General features: G+C 48.2%; 19 protein-coding genes and 1 tRNA gene. 8 read left to right on the forward strand and 12 right to left on the reverse strand.

Annotated features, from left to right (window positions below; all coding sequences use genetic code 11):
• Positions 1 to 93 precede the first annotated feature (93 nt).
• Positions 94 to 1,623 (forward strand): IS5 family transposase, encoded by a 1,530-nt coding sequence (locus KM934_RS08335; protein WP_215760161.1) that lies wholly within the window; start codon positions 94 to 96, stop codon positions 1,621 to 1,623.
• A 56-nt stretch (positions 1,624 to 1,679) separates the two neighbouring features.
• Here the strand turns inward: KM934_RS08335 and KM934_RS08340 are convergent, their stop codons facing one another.
• Positions 1,680 to 3,341: an IS1634 family transposase gene (locus KM934_RS08340; RefSeq protein ID WP_252344946.1), complete on the reverse strand. Its 1,662-nt coding sequence runs from the start codon at positions 3,339 to 3,341 to the stop codon at positions 1,680 to 1,682.
• 527 nt (positions 3,342 to 3,868) lie between these two features.
• Positions 3,869 to 3,943, reverse strand: a tRNA-Arg gene (locus tag KM934_RS08345).
• A 363-nt stretch (positions 3,944 to 4,306) separates the two neighbouring features.
• On the opposite strand from KM934_RS08345, the gene KM934_RS08350 reads away from it, so the two are divergent.
• Together KM934_RS08350 and KM934_RS08355 are read left to right on the forward strand one after the other, a co-directional pair.
• On the forward strand, positions 4,307 to 5,791 hold the full coding sequence (locus KM934_RS08350) for an alkaline phosphatase family protein (RefSeq protein WP_215760163.1): 1,485 nt from the start codon (positions 4,307 to 4,309) through the stop codon (positions 5,789 to 5,791).
• A 598-nt stretch (positions 5,792 to 6,389) separates the two neighbouring features.
• Positions 6,390 to 6,902: a toxin-antitoxin system YwqK family antitoxin gene (locus KM934_RS08355; RefSeq protein ID WP_215760164.1), complete on the forward strand. Its 513-nt coding sequence runs from the start codon at positions 6,390 to 6,392 to the stop codon at positions 6,900 to 6,902.
• 295 nt (positions 6,903 to 7,197) lie between these two features.
• Here the strand turns inward: KM934_RS08355 and KM934_RS08360 are convergent, their stop codons facing one another.
• The 4 genes from KM934_RS08360 to dnaE form a co-directional block, all read right to left on the reverse strand.
• Complete coding sequence (locus KM934_RS08360; protein WP_215760165.1) at positions 7,198 to 8,490, reverse strand: alpha/beta hydrolase; 1,293 nt, start codon at positions 8,488 to 8,490, stop codon at positions 7,198 to 7,200.
• A gap of 704 nt (positions 8,491 to 9,194) precedes the next feature.
• Entirely contained in the window at positions 9,195 to 9,512 is a 318-nt protein-coding gene (gene trxA, locus KM934_RS08365) for a thioredoxin (protein ID WP_215760166.1), read from the reverse strand.
• 80 nt (positions 9,513 to 9,592) lie between these two features.
• Positions 9,593 to 10,006: a tRNA (adenosine(37)-N6)-threonylcarbamoyltransferase complex ATPase subunit type 1 TsaE gene (tsaE, locus tag KM934_RS08370; RefSeq protein ID WP_215760186.1), complete on the reverse strand. Its 414-nt coding sequence runs from the start codon at positions 10,004 to 10,006 to the stop codon at positions 9,593 to 9,595.
• A 50-nt stretch (positions 10,007 to 10,056) separates the two neighbouring features.
• On the reverse strand, positions 10,057 to 13,770 hold the full coding sequence (gene dnaE / locus KM934_RS08375; protein WP_215760167.1) for a DNA polymerase III subunit alpha: 3,714 nt from the start codon (positions 13,768 to 13,770) through the stop codon (positions 10,057 to 10,059).
• Positions 13,771 to 13,896: 126 nt separating this feature from the next.
• Between dnaE and KM934_RS08380 the strand changes: the two genes are divergently transcribed.
• From KM934_RS08380 to KM934_RS13160, 3 genes are all read left to right on the forward strand, one after another.
• On the forward strand, positions 13,897 to 14,589 hold the full coding sequence (locus KM934_RS08380) for a phosphatidylserine decarboxylase family protein (protein ID WP_215760168.1): 693 nt from the start codon (positions 13,897 to 13,899) through the stop codon (positions 14,587 to 14,589).
• Between the two features lie 61 nt (positions 14,590 to 14,650).
• A complete protein-coding gene (locus KM934_RS08385) occupies positions 14,651 to 15,391 on the forward strand; it encodes a CDP-alcohol phosphatidyltransferase family protein (RefSeq protein ID WP_215760169.1) in 741 nt (246 codons plus the stop codon).
• Between the two features lie 290 nt (positions 15,392 to 15,681).
• Complete coding sequence (locus tag KM934_RS13160) at positions 15,682 to 16,635, forward strand: AraC family transcriptional regulator (RefSeq protein ID WP_252344947.1); 954 nt, start codon at positions 15,682 to 15,684, stop codon at positions 16,633 to 16,635.
• Positions 16,636 to 16,960: 325 nt separating this feature from the next.
• Here the strand turns inward: KM934_RS13160 and pyrH are convergent, their stop codons facing one another.
• From pyrH to KM934_RS08405, 3 genes are read right to left on the reverse strand one after another with little or no spacing between them, the layout of a single operon-like run.
• Positions 16,961 to 17,668, reverse strand: a complete 708-nt coding sequence (pyrH, locus tag KM934_RS08395) for a UMP kinase (protein ID WP_215760170.1) — start codon at positions 17,666 to 17,668, stop codon at positions 16,961 to 16,963.
• A 32-nt stretch (positions 17,669 to 17,700) separates the two neighbouring features.
• Positions 17,701 to 18,507, reverse strand: a complete 807-nt coding sequence (locus tag KM934_RS08400) for a biotin--[acetyl-CoA-carboxylase] ligase (protein WP_215760171.1) — start codon at positions 18,505 to 18,507, stop codon at positions 17,701 to 17,703.
• Positions 18,482 to 18,865: a YraN family protein gene (locus KM934_RS08405; RefSeq protein ID WP_215760172.1), complete on the reverse strand. Its 384-nt coding sequence runs from the start codon at positions 18,863 to 18,865 to the stop codon at positions 18,482 to 18,484. Before KM934_RS08405 ends, KM934_RS08400 begins: the two co-directional genes overlap by 26 nt.
• A gap of 87 nt (positions 18,866 to 18,952) precedes the next feature.
• Here KM934_RS08405 and KM934_RS08410 point away from each other — a divergent pair, with 87 nt between their 5' ends.
• Positions 18,953 to 19,405 (forward strand): nucleoside deaminase, encoded by a 453-nt coding sequence (locus KM934_RS08410; protein WP_215760173.1) that lies wholly within the window; start codon positions 18,953 to 18,955, stop codon positions 19,403 to 19,405.
• Positions 19,406 to 19,947: 542 nt separating this feature from the next.
• On the opposite strand, the gene KM934_RS08415 is transcribed toward KM934_RS08410, so the two are convergent.
• The 3 genes from KM934_RS08415 to KM934_RS08425 form a co-directional block, all read right to left on the reverse strand.
• Positions 19,948 to 20,808: a Cbp1 family collagen-binding glycoprotein adhesin gene (locus tag KM934_RS08415; protein ID WP_215760174.1), complete on the reverse strand. Its 861-nt coding sequence runs from the start codon at positions 20,806 to 20,808 to the stop codon at positions 19,948 to 19,950.
• Positions 20,809 to 20,837: 29 nt separating this feature from the next.
• On the reverse strand, positions 20,838 to 21,614 hold the full coding sequence (gene rsmI / locus KM934_RS08420; protein WP_215760175.1) for a 16S rRNA (cytidine(1402)-2'-O)-methyltransferase: 777 nt from the start codon (positions 21,612 to 21,614) through the stop codon (positions 20,838 to 20,840).
• A 148-nt stretch (positions 21,615 to 21,762) separates the two neighbouring features.
• Positions 21,763 to 22,521, reverse strand: a complete 759-nt coding sequence (locus KM934_RS08425) for an SDR family oxidoreductase (protein ID WP_215760176.1) — start codon at positions 22,519 to 22,521, stop codon at positions 21,763 to 21,765.
• Positions 22,522 to 22,753: 232 nt separating this feature from the next.
• Between KM934_RS08425 and KM934_RS08430 the strand changes: the two genes are divergently transcribed.
• The gene (locus tag KM934_RS08430; protein ID WP_215760177.1) at positions 22,754 to 24,961 is read left to right on the forward strand and encodes a RelA/SpoT family protein; all 2,208 of its coding nucleotides are present in this window, start codon (positions 22,754 to 22,756) and stop codon (positions 24,959 to 24,961) included.
• The last annotated feature ends 13 nt before the right edge of the window (positions 24,962 to 24,974 follow it).

Consider the following 24,974-nt stretch of genomic DNA (forward strand, 5'->3'; position numbering starts at 1 on the left):
TTATAACTCTCTGATATTTAAGTTTATATAACTTTATTTCTTCGTTTGTTTAACTAGAAAATCGTATCTTTATATCGTTAATTCCATAGCAAGATGAAGTTTTACGCTCCAAAATACAAGCAACTTGACCTCGGTTTGCTCCGCTCATCCCTTGATGAGCTGGACAAGAAAAACCGATGGGTGGCTCTCGGTGACCTTCTTCCATGGACGGAACTTGAGAGGGAATACAACTCAAGGTTGGACAATCAGAAGCAAGGTGCTGGTAACAAGCCGGCACGCATGATTCTCGGCGCAATGATTATCAAGCACAAGCTAAACCTGAGTGACGCCGAGACCATCGAGATTATCAGAGAGAGTCCCTACATGCAGTACTTTTGTGGTTTGCATGGGTTTACCGACAAGCCTATATTCGACCCAAGCCTGTTTGTCACGATACGCAAGCGAATCTCTGAGGAAGAACTCAACAAGATGACCGTCAAGCTTCTCGACAAGCAGAAGCGTCTTCTTGAAGAGAAACGCAAGCGTGAGGAGGAAGAGGCGAAGAAGAATGCTGAGGACCCGCCGACTCCGAAACCAGAGGATTCGAATGCCGCATCCTTCACCGACTCACAAGGTCGCGAGCACAAGGGGGTGCTGAAGATTGATGCCACCTGCGCCGATGCCGAGATGCGCTATCCTGTTGACGTTGATATTATACATGACGGCTGCCGCAAGGTTACCGACTATATTATGAAGGTGTGCGAGATGTTTGAACTACACAAACCACGCACGAACTACAAGCATGCACGTCAGGCATACCTTCAGCTTGTCAAGAAAGCCAAGAAGAAAGGCAAGATGGTGCGTGATACTATCGGGGTGACGCTCAACTACTTGCGCAAGGACATCCGCATCCTGATGGACTTGCTTGCGAAGAACAAGATGTACTACGAGTGTCTGTTCTCATATGAGAAACGCACCTTGACCGCCATCCTCAAGATGTACCATCAGCAGGAGGAGATGTACAGGTCAAAGACTCATACCTGTGCAGACCGCATACTGAGCATCTTTCAGCCACACGTCCGTGCCATTGTCCGTGGAAAGGCCAAGGCAAGGACTGAGTTCGGGGCCAAGATAGGTGCAAGCATTGTCGAGGGCTATACGTTCATCGACCACCACAGCTGGGATGCCTACAACGAGAGCCAGGACCTCTTGCTACAGATTCAACTTTTCAAAGAACGCTTCGGCTACCTTCCGGCCACCATCCTTGCGGATAAGATTTACCTGAACAGGTCAAACCGAGATATACTTGGTGATTTTGAAATCCATTCGTACTGCAAACCGTTAGGGCGACCGCCGAAGGATCCTCCTTCAGATGAGATGAAATCCAGAATGGCCAAAGCCATCGGGGAGCGCAATGAAATCGAATGCTCATTCGGTACTGGCAAGAGAATCTATCGAGCCAATGACATAAGAGCCAAGCTTCCAGATACAGCACGATGCTGGACGGGAATGTGCTACTTCGTCAAAAACGTGATGAAGTTCCTGAGGGAACTTTGTCTTGCCCTGACCGAAATCTGGCGGTTTTTCATCATTGTCGTCGCTATGAGGGGCTACGTCTGCTACCCTCTGTCTGTGAACAGATAATAATTCAGCAGACCCTATTTAGTCTGAATTTTCAATTAGTTTGTAGCGATAACCTACTACGACTCGTTTTTCTTTGGCCTTCCTCTTTTTCTCCCTACCTTTTTCGACTTGTATCCCGGTTCACACCCGACTGGGATGTCAATCCCAAAAGCCTTTGCAATCTCTACCTGCTTCCCGACAAAAGGCGTTATCTTGGTGGCATGCCCCTGCCGCTCGATACATCTTATGTTTCTCATCTCGTCAAGCATGTCAAGCGAAGAGGCGAACATGCTGTGAAGGCCTGTCGTCTTCCAGATGTGTCTGATATATGATCCGATGACCAGTCCGACGAACAAGACGAACAGCCTGCCGGTCTTACCGTCTTCACTCCAGTTTCTTTGCCTGTCAGAACACATCTCCGTCTTCATCTGCTGGAAGTACTTCTCTTGCTCATCTCTCAATTTATAGTGAGCCAGAGCTTGCGGTGCCGTCAGATCCAGCCCGAGCGTTACAATGGCGACAAACCCTAAAAGTCTGAGTGAGTCGTTGTACTTCTTCTCGTTCTTCTCAAACGACACGACATGTCTTTTCTTGTCCAGTTTTACGTCGAACATGCAGAAGTCCCTTTTAAGTGTCTCATCGTCAGGGGCTTCCTCTTTGCCATCAATCATCTGCTGAAGACTGTTTCTCTGCCCTTCGACCTTCATGTCTATGTTGATTTGCCCCTCGCTCCTCCACGACGGATTGAAGAAGAGATTCAGGCGCATCTTGCTTGCTGCCTTCTCGTACTTGCCCTTTCCATGTACCTTGTAGTCAATGTCGTACTGCTTGTAGTACAGCTTGCTGTCAAGGTCTATCTCCATTCCGTCCGGACGGACATTGAAGTCTCCAAGGCCGTCTATTTTGTCGCTGATAAACTTGTGGCCGGTCTTCATACACATTATAGCGGACTGGTCATGAAGAATGTTGTCCTCAAGGATTTGCACTGTCCCATAGCCCCTGTCCGTTATCATTACGTAATTCGTAAAACCGGCACAGCGCAGGTCGGACTGGATGACACCCATTGTGCGTGAGTCAGGGATATTACCGGGAAACGACCTGTAATAGATGGGCATGTGGTTGCTGAGAGTATAGACTACAACTTCATTCGTCTGCGCCAAGGCAATGTTCTCCTTGTTGTGCCCCCAGCGTATGTCGGCCAGGCTGCTCCCGTAAGCCGACCTGCTTGTGGAGTCAACAGCACAGAGCTCCATCTTTCCAATTCTTTCTGAACGAAGGCGCAATAAGGCCTGGCGGTCTTTCTCAGTGATTGACTGCGTAAGACGGGTAATGTCTCCCGGAGACATTTCGCGCGCGGACGGAGTCTTGGTGTATCTCTGCCAGCGAGCGAGCCTGCTGTAAGAATAGCTGGAAATATAGGGGAACATGGCAAGCGTCATGATGTCATCCACTTTCTCCTTGTTTCCCTCGAACACCTTCTCCAGGTCCTCGCGTATCTTGGTCTTCTCTGCAACTCTTTCCATAAGCCACACGTCGCCATACAGACGGTTCTGCGCGTCTCCATTATAGGAGGGTCTCCCTGCTTTCCTCGTGCTTGGCAAAGAGTCAAGTTCACTCAAATCCCATCCCTGTGGGAATACCAATTGTTTTCGCTCGGCAGGAGGCATGTAGAGGTATGCCTTGCCTGGAATGAACTTCAGGCTTTCGGTCACCGTGCCTAAATGAATGCTTTTGTTCATGCGCTTACCGGTTGCCTCATTCGTTACACGTGGACGTAGTGTAGCATATCTATATCCATTATTGATGTGAAGCGTCACCTTGTGAGCCGTCTCATCGCTTATAGGCCTTGCCATTGTGCTATATCTTTGATTACCGCTACAAATGTAACAATAATAAATGAAATGACAAAACATAATAAGTTAAATATAAACTGATTTATAGATAATTGGCTTTGCAGCTTGCGTTATCGCTACAAATTAATCGAAAATTCAGATATTTAGTGGCTGAAAGTGTCACACGTTTTTAGAAAGTGTCACACAAAGTGTCACACATTTATGTATCGTTGTGTCCCGTTATGTCATCATCAAAGCACCAGGTTCAAATCCGCTGCGTTAATTAGACATTACGCTCGTCCTCTAAATAACTGTCTGAATTTCAAGTTACTCGCTCGTAACTAACTGTATATAAGCAACAAAGAGGATACTACCGAAGTAGAATCCTCTTTAACGTTGTTTTGTTCCGATGTGACCCGCATGGGGTCACAAAGTGATTCCGTTGGGGTTCGAACCCAAGACCCACAGCTTAGAAGGCTGTTGCTCTAATCCAACTGAGCTACGGAACCATCATTTTTGTTGATGCAAAATTAAGGATTTATTTTGATTTGATGAAACTTAGACGAATTGGAATGAGGTATTTAACAGTATTTAACCAAAAATTGTGGCGTATAGGCAAAATATCGCACACCGCTGGCTAACAATTTGTGGAAAATTACGTATATTTGCAAGAAAAGTGCTCCCGTATCCGGTAACAATTCTCATCATGGCAACGCTCGAGCACACTCGATCGGGCTTATCTTGTTTAATGAAAACAATGGGTATAGCCTTGCACTCAACCGTGAACGTCCGACACCATACATAACTGTATGTCAAAGCCAAATACACAAATTGAAAAATATTATCAAATACATTCAAATCTTATGCGATTCATGAAAAAGATTATCTCATTTCTCTTTGCAGCAGCCTTGGCCTTGCCAAGTTTTTCTGCCATTCAGCGTCCCAAATTGATCGTCGGTTTAGTAGTTGACCAAATGAGATGGGACTACCTTTATTATTATTACGACCAATTCCAAGATGGAGGTTTGCGTCGCTTGGTCGACGAAGGCTTTAGTTTCGAGAACACGATGATCAACTACGTGCCCACCGTCACCTCCATTGGACACACTTGCATCTACACAGGAGCCGTCCCGGCACTGAATGGAATTGCGGGAAACAATTTCTACGAGAACGGCGTAAAAATGTATTGTTGTGGCGACTCAACCGTGAAGAGTGTGGGATCTAACAGTCGCGAAGGAAAGATGTCACCCCGCAACCTCATCGCAACGGGTATTGGCGACATGTTAAAGATAGCCACTGACTTTCAAGGCAAGGTGTTTGGCGTGGCTCTCAAAGACCGCGCAGCAATTCTGCCAGCAGGTCACGCCGCCGATGCGGCTTATTGGTGGGACCAATCGGCAGGTCACTTCATCACATCATCCTATTATATGAACGAATTGCCAAATTGGGTTAAAAAGACGAACAAACAATTGTGCGTAAAGCCCGGAACTGATGTGAAGACATCGCCCATTGGTATAGTTAAAACCTTCCAAATGGCCGAGGCTACGCTTCTCAACGAACATCTTGGCGAGGATGGAGCAACCGACCTTCTTGCAATCAGCGTGTCGTCGACCGATGCCATCGGACACACATACGGAACGAGAGGAAAGGAAAACTACGACACATACATGGAGCTCGACCGCCAGTTGGCGCATTTTCTGAGGGTATTGGACGATAAAGTGGGGCGTGGCAACTACCTGTTTTTCCTCACAGCCGACCATGGCGCCTCGCACAATCCCAACTTTCTAAAAGATCACAAGATACCCGCAGGAGGCCTGGAGACATGGACTTCCTGGAAATCAATGAGGGATCGACTCAGCAACATTTTAGATATTGCTGGCGACGTGATTGAGGCAGAAGATGCTGGACGCATCTACCTTAACCACCAACTGATAGAGAAAAACGGCAAAACGATTGATGAGGTAAAGGCCGCAGTAATCAAGGAACTGGAAAAAGACGAAAACATCCTGTATGTTGTGGATTACGACAAAGCGCTTACCACATCCATCCCCCAGCCCATCCGTGAGCGCATCGTGAACGGATACAACAAGAAACGCAGTGGCGACTTGTTCTATGTGCCCAAGGCGGGATTTGAAAACGTTGACAAATCGGCAGACTACAAAGGAACCACCCATGGGCAATGGAACCCCTACGACTCGCACATCCCGTTCGTGTTATTTGGTTGGAATGTAAAGCATGGAGAAACCAGCGAGCCTTCGTACATAGTAGATATCGCGCCCACCATCTGCGAAATGCTCCACATACAGATGCCCAACAGTTGTGTTGGAAACGCTCGCTATAAAACCTGTAACCCCTAACCCTACCCCAACCACCATGTTGGTTAGGGAACCCTTGACAAAACCAGCAGCTTAAGCACAACATCACTTAGGCAGCTGGTTTTGCTGTTTTGTATCGTTTTAACTACAAACAGCGACTTTATTCACCAGTTTTAGAAATAAGCACCAATCTACAAAAGATTCCTGTTACGCAAAAAAGGCATTGTGATAGCATAAATACACAGAAAGGTGGATAGACGAAACACTTAGTCAGCAAGCAGCGCTTGACTTATGTCAACTTGTAAATTGAATCACGAATATTTACATTTCAATCACATTCCTTCTTTATATTATAATATGAGTAACAATGCCAAAGTGTCGTTTTTCCCATCAAAACTAACATATTGTAAAGCAATAGCCCTTTTATAAGCCTTTGTTTGCGGACACCATAATAAAAATGTAAGCGCAGGATGTTAAATATTGCATTTTTTAAACCGAAAGCCGATTAGGCACTTTCAGTTTTTCTGAATCGAAAATTAATTATAAAATAGTGTTAATAAATCATTGCCGATACATATTTTTTGTATACCTTTGCACCAGAAAATTAAACCAAGACTAAAAATTTAAAGGAGGTACTAAAATGAAAAAAATCGCTTTGATTTCGATGATGATGCTGATGTCTGTCGCAACTTTCGCCAGCAAGCATGTGAGTAACGACGCTGTAGTAGTAGCCGACACCATCTACTATTCTGCTGACCAGTTGAGCGTTTCCGACGCCAGTCAGGCAAGCTATTATCGCCTGCTGATGACCCAGGGCAATGGTGTCGACAAGAAAGACGTATTCAAGGACTACTATATGGATGGCACCTTGAAGGCAGAGGGCGGCTACAACTTCGTAGACCTCGGCAACGACAAGAACACCATCTTCAATGGTGACGTTGTCACCTACTACGCCAATGGCAAGGAGAAACTCCACGGCAAGTATGTGGACGGCAAGCGCAATGGCTATTTCACCGTTCAACTTCGCGAAGGCGGCGTTGCTGTGGTCAAGTATGTTAACGGCCGTTCAGCCTTCGACCACTTCATGGTAACACGTCCTGACGGTACTCAGGAGGAGCGTCCTCTCTCAGAAATCAGATCTCTCTTACAATAATAACGTATAAAGCAATCATTTTTTGAAAAGGCTTGTAGTCGTGAGACTGCAAGCCTTTTTACATGAATACCCTCGCTCTTTCTCCCATGGAACAAAGCATTTCCCTGTTTTTTGACGCCACTGCTAGACCCGGGCACTCTCTGCCCTCATCTGGCTAAACGAAAACACCACATTGTTTCACATTACAACAAGGCCTGTTCCGTGTGGTTTACAGACATTAGGTCAACGCTCAGGTACGAGAGTTTCCCTTCGTCGCCACACAAACCCTCGTATTGAAGCGGAGAAAATGATACCGTTACAAAGTTTTCAACCAACCTATGATGGCCTGAAGCACCTCTGGCGCAATGGTTTCTTCTATTTGCTGATATTCGAGCACGCTACCTGTTGTGCAATGTTGGAAAAGATGATTCAAACCTTCAAACTTCTTAATTTCATGCCGGCTGTTAATAAGCCCCGACTCCAGCACCTGAATGTTTGACGCACAATCCACTTGGGTATCCTTCGTACCATTCAAAGCCAAAACTGGACATTTTACCTTGTCAAGCGATTTGCTAACATCAACATTTAGCAAATAGCGAAGATAGGGCGTGTCGCACTGCTTGACCGAGCTCTCTAAGACCAGCTTGAGTTCAGCTGGAACGCCTTCAAACGACAGTTGTTCCACTTTCTTCCCTTCTGCCAACACTTCGAAAGCCTGTTGCACAACAGCGCAACAAGTGTCAAGGATACCTTGCGATAGCCCCAATGAGGCCATACTGGCACGATTCTGTCTCATCAACGTTTCTTTACCCGAGGCAGCCATGGCCGCCAAAGTAACTATAAAATCAGGCATTCCTTGTTCTGCCATCATGAGTGCGATGGTTCCACCCTCGCTATGCCCAAGGACACCCACCTTGCCAAATCTTTTCCGCATGAGTCTCAACGCTACTTGCGCGTCGCTCGCAAAATCGCCAGTGGTATACGCATCCATCTGATATCCCTCAAGACCGTAGCCTCTGTCATCGTAGCGATACGACGCTATGCCTTGCCGAGCCAGCGCATCGGCTATCACAGCGAATGGCTTATGGCCGAACATCTCCTCGTCGCGGTTTTGCAGACCGCTTCCCGTGACCATAACCACCACAGGGGTATTTCTATCACAATGGACCGGCAACACCAACGTCCCCTCAAACGTGAAACCATCATTGGCGAAAGAAACCGTTTCCTCCCTATAGGGGAAGGGCGGAACTGGAGTCTGTGGACGGTTTACTTGTAAAGTTCCGGGCATAAGGATTAAAGGGAATTCCATCCCCATTTGGGTAAAAGTTCCACGAATTGCATTTCCGTCGTTCTTTCCCTCAAAAGTAGCACCAATGGCCGCTATTGTCACACGAACGGTGCCGTCGGCCAAAATTTCCCTTTGGGCTGGAATACCCTTGGCACCCTGCGAAGGCGAATCCATAGTGCAACCATTATCAGCAAAATGAAACACCAATGGCAACTTGGTTCCCTGGAAATCCAGTTCACCTTTCCATGCTCCCTCTTGTGCTTGAACAGAGAGCGCGAGCCACGCCCAAAGCATGACAAACAACAATCTCGTAGACTTCATCTTATTAGGTTTTTCCTTAAACTAGCAGACTTATAATTTTACAGGAAAGCAAGTCATTGGATAACAACAAATTATCCTATGCTTGCATATGTCAGGAAATTCACTTACCTTGGTGCTGCTTAAAACTCAAATAAAGAATATCTGACATATGGCAAAGGTAAACAAAAATCTGAGAAAACCACTCCTTTCGGAGGAATTTATTACGCAAGCAAGGCTTTTTATGCGCTTTCACTTGCCAAAGTCGTCAACGGCTCTCTTGGTGTTCGCAGTTCTACCTACAACGGCTACCAGTGGGACGAGATAATGTCAGCCATGTCTGGCGTGTTCCCTCTGTGGCGGTGACTGCGTGGAAGATGTCGACAGCGATGGGAAAAGGGGCGTTGTGTCCTAATTTGAACGTCTTTGGACGTTTTATCGTGCAGATATGCGTATGCGCACGATAAAAAATCTAAAGAATATACGAAAAGACTTCGTCTACTAATTTAAAGTTTTTAGTAAACTATTTTATATTATCAATCCCACGCAATAGGTTTGTTTTACCTGTAGGCGTGTGGTCCTACCCGAAAGAGAAATATGAGCCAAACTGAAAAGGCCATTTCTCTGTTGAACCCTAAGGAAGCACTAATCCATACGTTGTGCACCCCTGTGATTCGACAGGAAAATGGCCAGTAATCATCACTTAATGATGATTTCAGGATGTGGGCTTAGTCTAACAAAGCCTTTACTTTTTCTTCGAGCACACCCTTGGTTGCTGCACCCACAAACTTGTCGACAAGTTGTCCACCCTTGAAAAAGAGAATTGTGGGAATGTTACGAACGCCAAACTCAGAGGCCACATCATCATTCTCCTCAACATCGCACTTACCGATGACAACCTTACCGTCATACTCCTGTGCCAGCTCAGAGATGATAGGTGCAACCATGCGGCAAGGACCACACCAAGTAGCCCACAAGTCAACCACCAAAGGTAACTCGCCGTGTCTGTAAGTCTCGAAATTCTCGTTAGTAATCTGTACTTCCATTGAATATTATTGTTTAATAGTGAATAATTAACTTTTTGTTACGCAAATTGTTAAGTCATTTTGTTCAAGCTACAATCTAGCTAAAACTCCACGATTCTCGTGCCATCTTCTTGCTCAGTTATTGTCACTTTGACAGCGTCGTTCGGCAGAATTTCCTCAATAAGTTCCGGCCATTCCAAGAAGCACGGAGCTCCGCTATAGAAGTAATCCTCGTAGCCCATGTCATAGACCTCGTCAAGTTTCTTGATTCGGTAGAAGTCGAAATGGTAAATGGGACCTCCCGTTTTTGTCGACTGATACTCGTTGACGATGGCAAATGTTGGAGACGTAATGACATCCTCCACCCCAAGCTCCTCGCAGATGGCTTTAACGAATGTTGTTTTACCTGCTCCCATCTTTCCATAAAAAGCAAACACACTGGCTTGCCCCATGTTGGCGACAAACTCATGTGCCGTCTCACGAATTGTGTCTAATGATCTGATTGTCAGTTTCATCATATTATTGTTTATTTCTAAGTTCTTTTCCGCTCATCCAAGCCGTATGCTTAATTGACCGAATAACTTAGTTTGTCATTTTGATCCACATAGTTCACCAGTTCTTTGCTCACCTCAATCGGTCTTGCCGACGACTTAAGCAATATGTTGGTGTTGTTCTCATCATCTTTGATGTTGAAGTACAATTCCGTTTTTCCAGGCTTGTCTCCCATTGTCGTCAAGATGTCGTTCACCATTGCCGTGTCAATATCATTGCCATTCACATTGATGGTAAACCGGCTGACCCGTTCGGACTTAACGGTTTGCAAATACTCGATGCTATTGATGTTAAAATAAAAGTTGTTGCTGGTTGCGTACCGCTTATCGCACTTGCCTGTGATATACACCGAGCAGTTTTCGGTGAGCATGCCGCTCCATTTGCCCCAGTCTTCGCCAAACAAGGCTATTTCTCCAGGCCCCTCAAAGTCCTCGATGGTGACAATGCCAAATGGCTTTCCCTGTTTGTTGAACCTTTGGTTAACATGAGTGACAATGCCACCAAACGTGATTTCCTCACGACCGGCCAGTTCCTCGTAATTGTCTTTCACCACATCCTTGCAAAGCGTGTTGCACATCTTATGCAATATCAGCGAATAATCGTCGAGCGGATGAGCGGAAAGATAGATGCCCACCAGTTCTTTCTCCTTATTCAGCCGATCGATGCCGCTCCACGGCTCAGCTTCGGGAATGGCGGGAGTAGTGAATCCCACATCGTCCGACATGCCAAAGAGGGAGTTGGCGGCAGCGACTTTGAACTGCTGGTATTGTTTTCCAAAGCGCACCAAAGTGTCGAGGAACACCTCTCCTTTGCCGTTGGGCGCCACATATTGCTCGCGCATCAACCCAAAGCAGTCGAAAGCACCGCTCAGGGCAAGACTCTCAAACGACTTACGGTTTACATCCTTCAAGCTCACTCTTTCCGCGAAATCGAAGATGTCCTTAAATGGCCCGTTGGCAAGCCTTTCCTGCACAATCATATCGGCGGCGCTGCTACCCATGCCATTAATGGCCGATAGACCAAAGCGAATGGCGCCCTTGTCGTTCACACCAAAGCCCACATACGACTCGTTGACATCGGGGCCCAACGTCTCGACGCCCAACGACTTGCACTCTTCCATGAGCTTGGCTATCTCCGTACGAATGGCAAAACGGCGTGTCATCAAGGCAGCCATATACTCGGCAGGGTAATGGGCCTTGAGGTATCCCGTCTGGTAAGCCACCCAAGAGTAGCAAGTGGCGTGCGACTTATTGAAGGCGTAGGAAGCAAATTTCTCCCAATCGGTCCAAATCTTATCAAGCACCTTCGGGTCGTGGCCATTTTTCTTGCCTCCCTCGATAAACAAGGGGTGCATTTGGTCTACAATGGCTTTCTTCTTCTTACCCATGGCCTTACGCAACGCATCGCTCTGACCACGAGTGAATCCTGCAAGCTGACGGCTAAGCAACATCACCTGCTCCTGATAGACTGTGATGCCATAAGTGTCCTTCAGATATTTCTCCATGCAGGGAATATCATACTGCACCAAACTCGGATCATGCTTCCTTCGAATAAAATCGGGAATGTAATCCATAGGGCCTGGACGATAAAGCGCGTTCATGGCGATGAGGTCCTCAAACACAGTAGGATGCAACTCACGAAGGTATTTCTGCATGCCCGGCGACTCAAACTGGAACGTACCTATAGTGCGTCCTTCCTGGTACAACTTGTAAGTTAGTTCGTCGTCGATGGGAATATTGTCGATGTCTACGTCCTCGCCACGTGTTTGCTTGATGACCTTACATGCCTCCTTCAACTCAGAGAGCGTCTTCAGCCCCAAGAAGTCCATCTTGATCAGTCCGGTGCTCTCGATGACATGGCCATCATATTGCGTTACCGCACACTTCAGGTTGGGAAAATCTGGGTCGTCGGCCGTAGAGATGGGCACCCAATCGCTGATGGGGTCGCGGCAAATGATAAAACCACAAGCGTGAATACCAACCCCTCGAACCGTACCCTCAAGCTGCTTGGCATACTTAATGGTATTGCGTTCCTTCGGATTGACCGACACCTCTGCGTCGCGCAACTCAGGCGTACACTTGATGGCATTGGTCAGATTCATCTTCATGCCGTCTGGCAGACGCTCAGGAATGGCCTTTTTGAGGGCATTCGTCCGGTCGAGCGGCAATTCCTCCACACGCGCCACATCGGCAATGGAGTTCTTCGTGGCCATACTTCCATAAGTGATGATGTGGGCACAGTTCTCGTGGCCATACTTATCCATCACCCATCGAAGCACCTTACCTCTTCCGTCATCATCGAAGTCGGTGTCGATATCAGGAAGGTTCACACGGTCCGGGTTAAGGAAACGCTCAAACAGCAAGTCGTATTTCAGCGGGTCGATCCTGGTTATGCCCAAGCAATAAGCCACCACAGATCCTGCGGCAGAGCCACGGCCCGGACCTACCCATACGCCCAAATCGTTACGTGCAGCATTGATAAAGTCCTGCACGATAAGGAAATAACCTGGGAAGCCCATTGTCTTCATGGTGTGAAGCTCGAAGTTGATGTGCTCACACACATCCATGGGCACAGGGTCGCCATAGAGTTTCTTGGCTCCCTCGTATGTCAATTTAGCCAAATAGTCGGCTTCAAACTTAATGCGGTAAAGTTTGTCGACACCGCCCAACAGTTCTATCTTCTTGCGTCCTTCCTCGGGTGGCAAGGGATTTTGGCCATTCTCGTCGGTCGTAAACTCCTTATAGATTTCCTCATCCGAGTACCTTTGGCGCCACAATTCCTCTGTGCCAAAACTCTCCGGAATCGGGAAAAAAGGCATGATGGGTCCATGGTCGATGCTATAGATCTCCACCTTATTTAATATGTCGAGCGTATTAGTGAGCGCCTCTGGCACATCCGAGAACACGTCGTTCATCTCGGCCCGAGTCTTAAACCACTCTTGCTTGGTGTAGAGCATGCGGCTTGGATCGTCAAGCTTTTTGTTGGTGGAAAGGCAGAGCAAGTGGTCGTGAGCCTCGGCCGTGTCTTGATCCTCAAAGTGGCAGTCGTTGGTACACACCACCTTGATGCCATATTCCTTGGCAAGTTCAAGTATCACTTTGTTGGCACGCTGTTGCAACGGGAATGTTTCGCGATTGGCACGCTGATGCGGATCCTTCACCTCGTGGCGCTGAATCTCCAAATAGTAGTCTTCGCCAAACACACGCCGATACCACTCTATGGCCTCTCGGGCCCCCTCAATGTCACCATTCAGTATCTTGGCGGGCACCTCACCTGCAATACACGCCGAGCAGATAATCAAGCCCTCATGGTATTTTTCCAAATCCCCACGGTCGGTTCTTGGCTTGAAATAAAAGCCATCGACCCACGCGCGACTAACCAACTTTATTAAGTTCTTATAGCCTTTGAAATTCTTTGCGAGCACTATCAAGTGATAGCCCGATTTGTCGCCGTCGCTTGCGCTCTTGCTCTCCTTGCGGTGATGGGCCACATACATCTCGCAACCAAAGATGGGCTTGAACGGCTCAAGACCTTCTTTCTTCCGGCCTTTGTTGACCCCCGCGCAATAGTCTGCAAACTCCTTGATGCCATACATTACACCGTGGTCGGTGATGGCCATGCCCTTCATGCCATCCTTAACAGCCTTGTCTACCAAACGAGGTATCTTCGATTGGCCATCGAGGATGGAATAGTGGGTGTGAACGTGTAAATGTATAAAATCTTCCATGAATATCGGCGTTTTGAGCGGTAAAGTTACTATTTAATGTCGACATAGCCAAAAGAACCCTCTAAAAATTTGCCACATAAATAAAAAACCCTTACCTTTGCAAGAAATAGCCAACACCTACTAAAAATGGGTAAGAGAATCAAGAAACTAAAAAAAGTGCGAATCCATCGCGAGGGAAACGACACGCTCGTATTCAGCCTCATATTTATTATTGTAGTAGCCACCGGATTATGGTACAGTTTTGAAACCAAATGGCCCTTTGGAATCTTCCTGGCCGTCTTTGGTGTCATCTATGGCATTGTGCTCAACTTCTACCAGTGTCCCATACGATACCTTAACGTTGAGGACACCAACAAGATTGTCGTTGCTCCCGCAGATGGAAAGATCGTCGTCATTGAGGAGGTCGAGGAAAACCAGTATTTCCACGACAAACGAATCATGGTTAGCATTTTCATGAGCTTGTTTAATGTTCACGCCAACTGGTTCCCCGTTGACGGAAAGGTTAAGTTTGTTCACCACAAAGATGGCAACTTCCATAAGGCATGGTTGCCCAAAGCCAGCGAGGAGAACGAGCGCGCCGACATCATGATTACCACAGAGGACGGAACAGATATCCTGTGCCGCCAGATAGCTGGTGCCATGGCTCGTCGCATCGTCACCTATGCTCAGGAGGGCGAAGATTGCTATATCGACGAGCATCTTGGCTTTATCAAGCTGGGAAGCCGTGTTGACGTGTTCCTCCCTCTCGGAACAGAGATCTGCGTGAAGATGGGGCAAAAGACCGTTGGCGACCAAACCATCATCGCCAAGTTGAAATAAGCCCCTCAACAGAGTCGAACAGAATCATCCATTTGGATCAACAATAAAAATAAGATTGACCATGAGCATCAAGAAGCATATTCCCAACAGCATCACATGTTGCAACTTAATCTCGGGATGCATAGCTACTTGTTTCGCGTTTTTTCACGAGCCCGAGTTGGCTATGATGTGGATCATCATTGGAGCGGTTTTCGACTTTTTCGACGGCATGAGCGCCCGTGCCTTGCACGTTTCATCACCTATCGGAAAGGAGCTCGACTCATTGGCCGACGACGTCACGTTTGGTGTAGCGCCGTCCACTATTCTCTTCTCCCAATTGCTCGTTTTGGACCTGCCCTCTGCGCTCGATCCCATTTCGTCCATCTTGCCCTTTGCGGCCTACATCATGGCGGCCTTCTCGGCTTTGCGATTGGCCAAGTTTAATCTTGACGAAAGGCAATCGATGGGTTTCATTGGCATGCCCACCCCAGCCAACGCCTTGTTCTGGGGCTCGCTTATCATCTCGTGCAGCGATTGGCTCGAAAGCTACAACTTCACATTTGCCCTGCTTATCATCCTCATGCTGATAACTTCTTGGCTTCTCATTTCCGAGATTCCCATGTTTGCATTGAAATTCAAGCATTGGGGATGGAAGGGCAACGAAATACGGTATAGCTTTATTGGCCTGTCGGCTGCCATCCTCATCGCCAGCATCATCAACAGCGGATTCAAGGGCCTCTTACAGCCTTGGTGGATCATCATTGCGCTCTATGTCCTGGTATCCATCATTAGCAACAAGGGAGCAGCCGCTCAAGCAAAATAACAACGGGCCTTCACGCTCTACCCCAAGAGTGCGAAGGCCTGTCTGCCAATTGGCCAAACTGAAATGAATCTACAATTTATTTCCTAAAGAAGGATGTAACGCAAACTAACCAGCTTGCCATGAGCACATTATTCATCATACAATTACTTAGTTGCACCATGGTTACCATGTTGGCCTTGATGTTAGCAGTATCACGCTTTCAAATTCGATGGATCCATCAACGCTACGAAACGTCTCGCTGGCTCATCTTTGCTTCCATGCTGTTTCTGGCCATCCATTACGTTCTTCAAATGACGTTTGACATTCGGAGCAAAAGCGACATGAGTGGAGCTGTGGTCAACGTGTTGTTCTATACGCCCGTTTCCATTACGGTTTCGTACGCCATCTTCAACGTCATCTGTTTTCGCGAAGGCCGTCGACAATATAAAATCGTGGGCTTTGGAAGTTACGCATTCATACTTTTGGTGTTCCTAATCGGTTTCATCAAATATAGAAGTTTGAACATTGGCTCATTGACATATGTGATGATTGCCCTCTGTGTGCTGAGCATGCTTTATTGCTTTGTAACAACGGGCAGAGAAATCCGACATCATCGGAAAATCATAGAGAAAGAGTCGTCGGCCGACCTTCTACCCTACGACCAGTACACTTGGTCGTGCTATGCATTGCTAACGGCTGCCGCAGTATTGATATTGACCACCGCCATCGTTTACCGCCCCTTGCTATTAATCATTTTCCCCATGATGCTTATCGCCCTATTCATCTTTATCATGAGTTTTATCGGATATGGCTTCAATATGGTTCCTGTTGATATTGCCATGCAAGAGGAAGCGCCGAGCATAGAAACCGCGGAAAATGCCATTAAGGCAGAAGACACCAATGAAGACGGCTGCTTATCTGAGACGAGGGCTACGGAAATAGCCACCAAACTAAAGCTCTGGTGTGAGACCGGCGGGTTTAGAGACTCCTCTATCAACATGTCGACACTATCGAGTAGGATATCCGTTCCACGCAACGAGTTGAGCCGATATTTCGAACGTTACCTGAAGAGTTCGTTCAGAACGTGGCTCAGCGACATAAGGTTCCAAGAGGCGCAGCGAATGTTGTTGGAGCGTCCCCATTTCAACAACGACGCCATCTCGTCCGAATGTGGGTTTTCATCCCATGCCCATTTATACAAGGTGTTCAAGATGAAAACAGGCATGACACCCGGACAATGGAAAGAAAAGGTGTTTCATTCGTAGGAATGAAACTCCTTTTTCGTATAAATGAAACCATTACCACTATCAATGAAACTGCATAAATGGGAAAAATGCATTAAATTTGCCATTGTAATCAAGAATTGATTGAAATAAGAGTTTCCTTGTAAAACTAACCTGGTAACTGAGATTTTAGTAATAAGGAAAAATATAATCATCACGATTACTCGTATTTATCACGATTTATCGGGACTCTACGTCTGCCGGGGGGAGCGTGAGTCCCGTTTTTATATAAATAAAACAACCACCTACCAACCGACACTCAAATTGTATCGATGGGTAGGTGGTTGTGGGTCTATCGGTTGAATGGTTAGTAAACCAACGTTCCTATTTCCTCACCGTCGAGCACTTTCTTCAAGTTGCCCACAACGTCCATGTTGAACACATAGATGGGCAGATGGTTGTCCTGGCACATGCAAATGGCCGTTAGATCCATCACCTTCAATCCACGCTGCAACACCTCCTTATAGGTAATCTTGGTGAACTTCTCAGCCTGAGGATCCTTTTCGGGGTCGGCCGTATACACACCGTCAACACGTGTGCCCTTGAGCATCACGTCGGCCTCAATCTCAATGCCGCGCAAAGAGCTGCCCGTATCGGTTGTGAAATAGGGACTGCCCGTGCCTGCTGAGAAGATGCAGACATAGCCGTTCTCAAGGGCCTCAATGGCTTTCCACTTGCTATAGAACTCACCGATGGGTTCCATGCGAATGGCGGTCAGCACCTTGGTCTTCACGCCAATGGCACCCAAGGCAGAACTGAGGGCCAATGAGTTGATAACCGTGGCGCACATACCCATTTGGTCGCCCTTCACACGGTCGAAACCTTTCTGAGAACCGGTCAAGCCACGGAAAATGTTACCACCCCCAATGACGATACCTATCTGAATTCCCATCTCGTGGATTTCCTTAATCTGGCGAGCGTAATCAGCCAAACGCTCAGGATCTATGCCATAACTCTGTTTTCCCATCAGGCTCTCGCCCGACAACTTGAGAAGTATACGATTGAATCTTGCCATAATTTAATATGATAATTGTTAGAAAGATAAGTCTAAATCACAAATTGCACATCCTTCAGGGCGTACACCCGAATGCGCCCTTCACGGTCGCGCATCACCAAATGCCCATTGTCCTCCACTTCAACAATGGCCCCCTCAAATACGCCCTCCCGGTCTCGATATGTATGGAACCCATGTTTTCTGTAGAGGGCCTCATGATAGAGGGCCGAAATGTCGCCATAGGAACCTTCTTCGATCATCTTGTAGTATTTGACGAACGACGATAGGATTTTCTCCAACAGTTCTCCCCTATCCACCTCGTGCCCAACAATTTGGTTCAAAGACACAGGGTTGGGCAGCGCATCTGAGAAAGAAGCTTGGTTCACGTTGAGCCCCACCCCAAACACGCAGTCCTTGATATGTCCGGCCGAAAGGGAGGTCTCTATGAGCGTGCCACTAATTTTCTTGTCGTTCCAATATATGTCGTTGGGCCATTTCAGCGTAATTCCCTCAGCCACATAAGCGTCCAAAGCCTCCTTGAGCGCCAATGCTCCCATCATGGAGAGCAGGAACTGGCTCTGCACGGGCACCATCGAAGGGTGAACAAGGATGGAGAACAGCAAGTTCTTGCCTCGCTCGCTTTCCCAAGTGTTGGTGCCTTGACCGCGCCCGGCGGTCTGAAAATCCGTTGTTAGCACAACCGCCAAGGCTTTCGCCTGTTCGATTGCCGCCCGATTGGCCTGCGCCACCTCGCGCACACGCAGATTGGTGCTGTCGGTCTCGTCCATCTCATAGAGCACATACTCTTTCGAGTTTCCTTTGCGGACAAGCTTGTTATACAAGGAGAGGATTGAAAGCATTTTCTATATGATTGATTTGTATATCATCGCTGCCTTTGCGGCCGATAATCGTTAATATGTCGAACCGCAACTCTTCCACAACGTCGTACATCTGCACATAATTGTGGGCGGCCCTTCCTATATGGCGCACCTTTTGCACATTCACAGCGTCTTCTGGTGCCAGTATTTGCTCTGTTGCGCGCGTCTTCACCTCCACAAATACCACGGTTCTCATATCCGGAGTCTTGCAGATAATGTCTATATCGCTCTTGCTGCGGCCATATCTCCAGTCGCGATCCAAGATGACATATCCTTGCTTCTGCAAATAAACGGCAGCATACTCCTCGCCCCATTTTCCCAGATCATTGTGTTCGGCCATATCGACGATGATGATTTTCTTGCAAAAATAGCAATAATCATTAACTCTTCAAAATATTATTCGTACTTTTGCTGAAAATTCATCATCATGCCTATCACCTCCCAACAACAAACCGACGAACACTTCATGCGTATGGCGCTTCAAGAAGCCAACCAAGCCTTGGCGGAAGGCGAAATTCCCATAGGCGCTGTTGTCGTTGCTCGTGGCAGGATAATCGCCCGTGCCCACAACCTCACCGAAACATTGCATGATGTTACGGCGCATGCCGAAATGCAAGCCATCACGGCGGCGGCAAACCTGCTCGGCGGCAAATATCTCACCGATTGCACGCTATATGTCACCGTGGAACCCTGCGTCATGTGCGCCGGCGCCATAGGATGGGCCCAAATTAAGCGTGTGGTGTATGGCGCCCCTGATGAAAAAAGAGGATATGCTCGATTGGCTCCCCACGCCTTTCACCCTAAGTGCAACGTTCTTACAGGAGTGCTCGAGGCCGAATGTCGCGACATCATGCAGCAGTTTTTTAGGACGAAACGATAACCCTCCCAAGGGAACTTCAGGCTGCAAATTACGCAACAAACTATAGCAAGAACTACACATTTCTTTTGAACAAGAGTATTGTTGGCCGCAAATACGCGTTTCTCATGCCTTTTTGGTAATCTACTGACTAACAACAGATTATCAAGCAATTGTTCGACTCAACACTCAACATCATATCTCTATCTTTGTGAAAGATGCCTAATCGCACCACAAGAGACGCCTAACCGTACCGCGATTGGGAAGCTATCGAGGTTCGATACATGCCAAACCGCAACTCAAGTCATGCCCAATGGTAGACTCTCAGGAAAAACGCAACCGTTTTATGCCCCCAAAAAGGCATTTGCGAACTCTATTTCACAACTAAAAGTAAGCACAGATTTTTCAGAACTATCCCAACAAAACAAATAAGGAAACCAGTTCTTGCGACAACTCGGTAACACAAGAACTGGCTTCTTATTATGCCGCAAACAGGAGGAACGAGAAGGCACCACCGTTTGCTTTGCCCAAAGGCGTTTATACATTTTGAGGGTTCACAACCTAACTTATTTGACCAGCACCACCAAATACTTACTGGTGCTCCAGAATTGCTGGGGATTGGTAATGCGCAATTCAAACTGCTGATTGGCGTCGCGCTGCAACACGTAACTACCTGATGGATGATTGGTCAGCAACTTGGCAGCCTTCGAGTAGAACTTAATCTCCTTCGTAACACGAATATCTATCTTCGTGAAATAGTTATGGTTGAAGCTCGACCGCAAAATCTTACCATCCACGATGACGTGCTGGTCCTTCAGCTCCTTCTTCGTTCCAAACACGAACCAAGCGGTGTTGAGTTGTTGCACTTGGCTGTTGATGGTCTGTGTCTTCTGCTCAGTTTCGCTCGTCAGGTTCGACACATTGCTGTTCAGGTTGTTGATGGTCTCGTCCAACTCTGCAATGTGAATATCCTTGGCGTCGAGCTCGGCTCGCAACTGCTGCAACTGCAGGTCCTTATCCTCCAGTTGTTTCAGCATATTCTCGATGGTTCTCTTCATCTCATCGCCCTTAAAACCGCTGGTTCTCAACTGTTTCTGAAGTTTCTTTATCAGCGCCCTATTCGCATCCATCCTGCTCGATATGAACTTGATGTTCTCTCGAATCAACTGCGTCTTGTCCGCTCCTTCTCCATCTTTGGCAATGTTCACCCGGTTCTCAGCCTTGTTGATGGCCCTAAAACCTTCCTGGATATCGTTGAGCGTAGCCATCATGTCGTTGAGTTCATTGTCGCGTTGCTCAATGATTTTTTCCAACGAATCGTTAGGGGCCACACGCTGGTAAGTGGTCTGCGGCGGGCGTTTTCCTCCACAACCGACCATAGCCATACATAATGTCACAACGGCTGAAATCAACAACAACTTTTTCATATTCTTAGTATTAGGTTAGATAGATAGCGTTAATCTTTTTTCTTTCCGTAAAGCATCTCGTGCAAGAGTTCCTCATTGGTCTTCTCGCGCTTGACCTTCGCTTTGCCCGATGACTTTCGCACCGTTTCGTTGGCTTCCGCGTTACCCGCTAATACGATGACGATTTCGCCTTTGGGCTCAACCTCCTCGAAATGGGCTATTACCTCATTGAGCGTTCCGCGAACATGTTCCTCGTGCACCTTCGACACCTCGCGAGCCACGCTCACCTGCCGGTCGCCTCCAAAAGTATCGGCAAACTGCTTCAATGTCTTTACCAATCGGTAGGGCGACTCGTAGAAAATCATGGTGCGATCCTCAGACTTCAGTTCCTCAAGGTGGGTTTGCCTACCCTTCTTCTGCGGCAAAAAGCCCTCGAAGCAAAACCTGTCGCACGGCAAGCCCGACGACACCAACGCAGGAATGCACGCCGTGGCGCCAGGCAAGGTCTGCACGGTGACCCCCGCCTTCACGGCCTCGCGCGCCAAGTAAAAGCCAGGGTCGCTGATGCCAGGGGTTCCCGCATCGCTCACCAACGCTATCGTCTCGCCAGCCAGCAGGCGTTGAACCAAGGCGGGCGATGTGCCGTGCTCGTTAAACTTATGATGCGACACCAAGCGATTGTGAATGTCGAAATGATTGAGAAGGACACTCGAGGTTCGTGTGTCTTCTGCAAGCACCACATCGGCCTCCTTCAAGATGCGGATGGCGCGAAGGGTCATGTCCTCCATATTTCCCACAGGAGTGGGTACGATATACAATATGCCCATAACGAAGGACAAATATAATGAAATCTGCTATATACACAAAGAAATCATCCGTTTCTTTGCAATTTTTAAGTTATAAGGGGCACACGGGCGTTCAGGATGAACGTCCGTGAGCTTATTTTCCCCAATCGTTCATTACACCTATTTGGGCTTACACATTACGCTTCACCACCGAGCCGCTGGCCTGATGGGTGGCCAACACAAGCACCTCGGCAATCTGCACATGGGCCGGAGCGCTTACGGCGTAGAAGCACACATCGGCGATGTCGTCGCCCGTCAGGGGCTTAATGCCGTCGTAAACATGACTGGCGCGCTGTTCGTCACCATGGAATCGGATGTTGGAGAAATTGGTTTCCACCAAGCCCGGCTTCACATTGGTAACGCGAACGCAACTGTCGGCCACATCAATACGCAAGCCATCGCTAATGGTTTTCACCGCAGCCTTAGTGGCGCAATACACGTTTCCGCCCGCATAGGCAGCATCGCCTGCCACCGAGCCGATGTTCACCACATGGCCCTTGTTGCGCTGCACCATTCCCGGCACCACCAAACGGGTCATGGTGAGCAGACCCTTCACATTGGTATCGATCATCTCGTCCCAATCCTGGTAGTCGCCCTCATACTCGGGTTCAAGGCCACGTGCCAATCCGGCGTTATTAACCAGCACATCGATGTTCTTCCACGCGTCGGGCAAACTGGCGAAAGCCTTATGGGCAGCCTCGCGGTCTCTCACGTCAAAGGTCAACGTGAGCACCTCCACTCCTTCCTTCTCTAATTGCTGCTTAACCTCTTGCAACTTGTCGTCCCTGCGCGCCGTGAGTATCAGGTTGTACCCACCCTGTGCGAATCGGCGGGCGCATGCCTGCCCTATTCCACTTGTCGCTCCGGTAATCAATGCGATTCTTTCCATGTCATGATTATTTTAAAAGTCGGTATGTATTGATCTTATCGCTCTCACGTCTTCCAAGCGGACCCATGCCCACCCCAACAACCAACGCGCCCAACAAGTTGTTGGCGGCGTATTAAGGTGTTACTTATGCAAAGTTAACAATTTTTTGTTAGTTCCTTTTCTCCGCATCTTCATTTTTTCATAACTTTGCATGAAGAGAGATTGTCATTAAACACACAACAAGAAATTGCCCATGGAAAAGACATTCAAATTTACACCAGAGGAATTCAGGACATCAGTCAAGATCATTCAGTATCTGCGTACAGCCATCGGCAGCTCTCTGGAAAATCACGATGAACAGAAAGTTCGAAAATATATCCACCAAGCCATCGTTGCCGGGCATGTCCATCGCGACGTATTTGGCCTCAACCCCATCCTCACATCGCTGCAAACCGCACAAATTGCCGTCGACGAGATTGGTCTCCACCGCGATGGAGTAATTGCCACCTTATTATATGGAAGCGTTGCTAACGACGACGACCACGAGGAGATAGACCAACTGTTTGGCGAGAATGTGGCACGCATTGTTATGGGATTGGCCAAGATTCAGAAGCTCTACGAGAAGAATCCCGTCATCGAGAGCGAGAATTTCCGCAACTTGCTCTTGAGCTTTGCCGAGGACATGCGCGTCATCCTCATCATGATTGCCGATCGTGTGAACATCATGCGACAGATACGTGACGTGGAGCAAGAAGAGGCACGCCATGAAGTGTCGGAGGAGGCCAGCTACCTCTATGCCCCCCTGGCCCACAAGTTGGGCCTCTACGGCTTGAAGAGCGAGTTGGAAGACCTGTCGCTGAAATACTTGGAGCACGACGCCTACTACATGATCAAGGAAGATCTGAACGCCACCAAGAAATCGCGCGACGCCTACATCCAGCAGTTCATCGCCCCCATACAGGAGAAGCTAACTGAGGCAGGCTTGAAGTTCCACATGAAGGGACGAACCAAGTCGATCCACTCCATCTGGCAAAAGATGAAGAAGCAGAAGTGCGGTTTCAAGGGCATCTACGACCTCTTCGCCATCCGCATCATCATCGACTCGCCCTATAACCTCGAAAAGCAACTGTGTTGGCAGGCTTACTCCATCGTGACCGACATGTACCAGCCCAACCCCAAGCGCTTGCGCGACTGGCTCTCGGTGCCCAAGTCGAATGGCTACGAGAGTTTGCACATCACGGTGCTCGGACCTGAGAGCAAATGGGTGGAGGTGCAAATTCGCACGGAGCGCATGGACGACATCGCTGAGCACGGCCTGGCCGCCCACTGGCGCTATAAGGGCATCAAGAGCGGTGGCCAAATGGACGAGTGGTTGGCCAACATTCGGGCTGCGCTCGAAGCAGGCGACAATATGGAGGTGATGGACAACTTCAAGATGACGTTGGCCCCCGAGGAGATGTTTGTGTTCACCCCGAAGGGCGACCTCTTCAAATTCCCCGCAGGCGCCACCGTTCTCGACTTTGCCTATCGCATCCACTCGAAGATCGGCAACACCTGTGTGGGCGGGCGTGTCAACGGAAAAGTGGTGCCCATGCGCCAGGAGTTGCACTCGGGCGATAGCGTGGAGATTCTCACCCAAAGCAACCAAACGCCCAAGCACGCTTGGCTCAGCATTGTCACCACAGCCAAGGCGCGTGCTAAGATACGGTTGGCCTTAAAGGAAACCCAGGTCAAGGACGGCCTGTACGCCAAGGAACTCCTGGAACGCCGTTTCAAGAACAAGAAGATCGAGATAGAAGAGAGCATCATGGGCCACCTTGTCAAGAAGATGGGATTCAAGGAGGTGTCCGACTTCTACAAGCAAGTGTCCGACGGAAAGCTCGACCCCAACGACATCATCGACAAGTATGTGGAGATTCGCAACTATCAGGAAAACCACGCCAAGGAACACGAGGCCCGCTCGGCAGAGGAGTTTGAGTACGAAGGACCTGTCGAGGACCTGTCGAGCCAAAGCGACGACGTGCTTACCATCGACCAGAACCTCAAGGGCATCGATTACCATTTGGCTTCCTGCTGCCACCCCATTTATGGTGATAAGATCTTTGGATTCGTAACGGCGGGCGGCGGCATTAAGATCCACCGCACCGATTGTCCCAACGCACCCGAAATGCGCCGACGCTTTGGCTACAGAATCGTGCGCGCCCGATGGAGCGGAAAGGGCACGTCGCAATACTCCACCACGCTGAAGGTGATAGGAAACGACGACATTGGCATCATATCCAACATCACAAGCATCATATCGAAAGAAGAGAAGATTCTGATGCGCTCCATCAACATCGACAGTCACGATGGCCTTTTCTCCGGCAACTTAGTTGTGCAGTTGGAAGACACTACACGTTTGCAGGCGCTCATCAAGAAGCTGAAGATGGTGAAGGGAGTGAAACAGGTGCAGAGAATCTAACACCACACACTCC

Source organism: Hallella faecis (genome assembly GCF_018789675.1).
Taxonomy (GTDB): Bacteria; Bacteroidota; Bacteroidia; order Bacteroidales; family Bacteroidaceae; genus Prevotella; species Prevotella faecis.

Coding starts and splice junctions, on each gene's coding strand:
- KM934_RS08415 (WP_215760174.1), bottom strand. CDS start 20,808: ATGAAAAAGTTGTTGTTGATTTCAGCCGTTGTGACATTATGTATGGCT.
- KM934_RS08380 (WP_215760168.1), top strand. CDS start 13,897: ATGGGTAAGAGAATCAAGAAACTAAAAAAAGTGCGAATCCATCGCGAG.
- KM934_RS08360 (WP_215760165.1), bottom strand. CDS start 8,490: ATGAAGTCTACGAGATTGTTGTTTGTCATGCTTTGGGCGTGGCTCGCG.
- KM934_RS08385 (WP_215760169.1), top strand. CDS start 14,651: ATGAGCATCAAGAAGCATATTCCCAACAGCATCACATGTTGCAACTTA.
- KM934_RS08405 (WP_215760172.1), bottom strand. CDS start 18,865: ATGGCCGAACACAATGATCTGGGAAAATGGGGCGAGGAGTATGCTGCC.
- tsaE (WP_215760186.1), bottom strand. CDS start 10,006: ATGAAACTGACAATCAGATCATTAGACACAATTCGTGAGACGGCACAT.
- KM934_RS08340 (WP_252344946.1), bottom strand. CDS start 3,341: ATGAACAAAAGCATTCATTTAGGCACGGTGACCGAAAGCCTGAAGTTC.
- KM934_RS08355 (WP_215760164.1), top strand. CDS start 6,390: ATGAAAAAAATCGCTTTGATTTCGATGATGATGCTGATGTCTGTCGCA.
- KM934_RS08350 (WP_215760163.1), top strand. CDS start 4,307: ATGAAAAAGATTATCTCATTTCTCTTTGCAGCAGCCTTGGCCTTGCCA.
- trxA (WP_215760166.1), bottom strand. CDS start 9,512: ATGGAAGTACAGATTACTAACGAGAATTTCGAGACTTACAGACACGGC.
- KM934_RS08425 (WP_215760176.1), bottom strand. CDS start 22,521: ATGGAAAGAATCGCATTGATTACCGGAGCGACAAGTGGAATAGGGCAG.
- KM934_RS13160 (WP_252344947.1), top strand. CDS start 15,682: ATGACGTTTGACATTCGGAGCAAAAGCGACATGAGTGGAGCTGTGGTC.
- KM934_RS08335 (WP_215760161.1), top strand. CDS start 94: ATGAAGTTTTACGCTCCAAAATACAAGCAACTTGACCTCGGTTTGCTC.
- pyrH (WP_215760170.1), bottom strand. CDS start 17,668: ATGGCAAGATTCAATCGTATACTTCTCAAGTTGTCGGGCGAGAGCCTG.
- KM934_RS08430 (WP_215760177.1), top strand. CDS start 22,754: ATGGAAAAGACATTCAAATTTACACCAGAGGAATTCAGGACATCAGTC.
- rsmI (WP_215760175.1), bottom strand. CDS start 21,614: ATGGGCATATTGTATATCGTACCCACTCCTGTGGGAAATATGGAGGAC.
- KM934_RS08410 (WP_215760173.1), top strand. CDS start 18,953: ATGCCTATCACCTCCCAACAACAAACCGACGAACACTTCATGCGTATG.
- KM934_RS08400 (WP_215760171.1), bottom strand. CDS start 18,507: ATGCTTTCAATCCTCTCCTTGTATAACAAGCTTGTCCGCAAAGGAAAC.
- dnaE (WP_215760167.1), bottom strand. CDS start 13,770: ATGGAAGATTTTATACATTTACACGTTCACACCCACTATTCCATCCTC.